General features: G+C 75.7%; 2 protein-coding genes. Both read left to right on the top strand.

What is annotated here, in order from left to right; genetic code table 11:
- The first annotated feature begins 182 nt into the window (after positions 1 to 182).
- Positions 183 to 467, top strand: a complete 285-nt coding sequence (locus tag VB737_RS17110; protein ID WP_500314742.1) for a hypothetical protein — start codon at positions 183 to 185, stop codon at positions 465 to 467.
- On the top strand, positions 464 to 836 hold a 373-nt coding region (locus VB737_RS17105; protein ID WP_500314741.1), incomplete at its 3' end, for an FHA domain-containing protein. The genes VB737_RS17110 and VB737_RS17105, both read left to right, overlap by 4 nt.

Here is an 836-nt window from a genome sequence, read left to right as displayed (position 1 = left end):
GGCCGGAGCGGCGGGGGATTCGGTGGCTGGTGCGGCGTCCGGGGTGGCGGCAGGCGCGGCGCCGGATGCTGTGCTGGGTGCGGTGCTGTCGCCACGCGACGCCTGCTCCGTCGTCCCCACCATCCCCGGCCCGTCCGCCCTGCTCCCATACGCTACCCGCAGCAATCGGAGCGGCCGGCCAGGTGGAGCAACGCCGGGATCCATGGGCACCCTTCCGCATCTGGACCGCCCTGACCATCGGGGTGTACGCGGTGCGGGCCAGCTTCGCCGCCACCTGGGTGGGGGCGATCCCCGGTTGGGTGCTGCTGCTCCTGCTGCTGGTGGCCCTGCTGCTGGCCAGCTGGGCGCTCCTGTTCCCCGGGCGGGTCGTCCCCTGGCGGGAGGGGGAACCGGTGGGCTGGTGGGGCCGGTTCCTGGCCGATCGCCGTCTCGGCCGCCGCGGCGGTGCGGTGGACGATCCGCCATGAGCGCCCACCCCCGCCTGGTGCTGCGTGACGATCCCGGCCGGAGCGTGCCGCTGGATCCCCGCACGCCCCTCTCCATCGGCCGGGATCCGGCCAGCGGCCTCTGCCTGGCCGAGGCCAGGGGCGTCTCCCGCCACCATGCCCTGGTGCGGCTGTCACGCACCCGGGCGGGCCAGTGGCTGCTCTGCGACCAGGGCAGTGCCAATGGCACCTACCTCGAGGGGGCCCGGCTCAAGGACTGCCGCCCCCTCTCCGACGGCGACGAGATCCGCCTGGGCCTGAACGGACCGGGGCTCCAGTTCCGCGCCGGTGGCAGCCCGCCTCCCAGCACCCCGCCGGCAGCCCCTGCAACTGCCAGCCGCGGGCGGTCGG

It is taken from the genome of Synechococcus sp. BA-120 BA3, assembly GCF_034931285.1.
Lineage (GTDB): Bacteria > Cyanobacteriota > Cyanobacteriia > PCC-6307 > Cyanobiaceae > Cyanobium.
The sequence above is the reverse complement of the archived record's forward strand: the minus strand, read 5'-3'. Positions and strand labels throughout refer to the sequence as shown.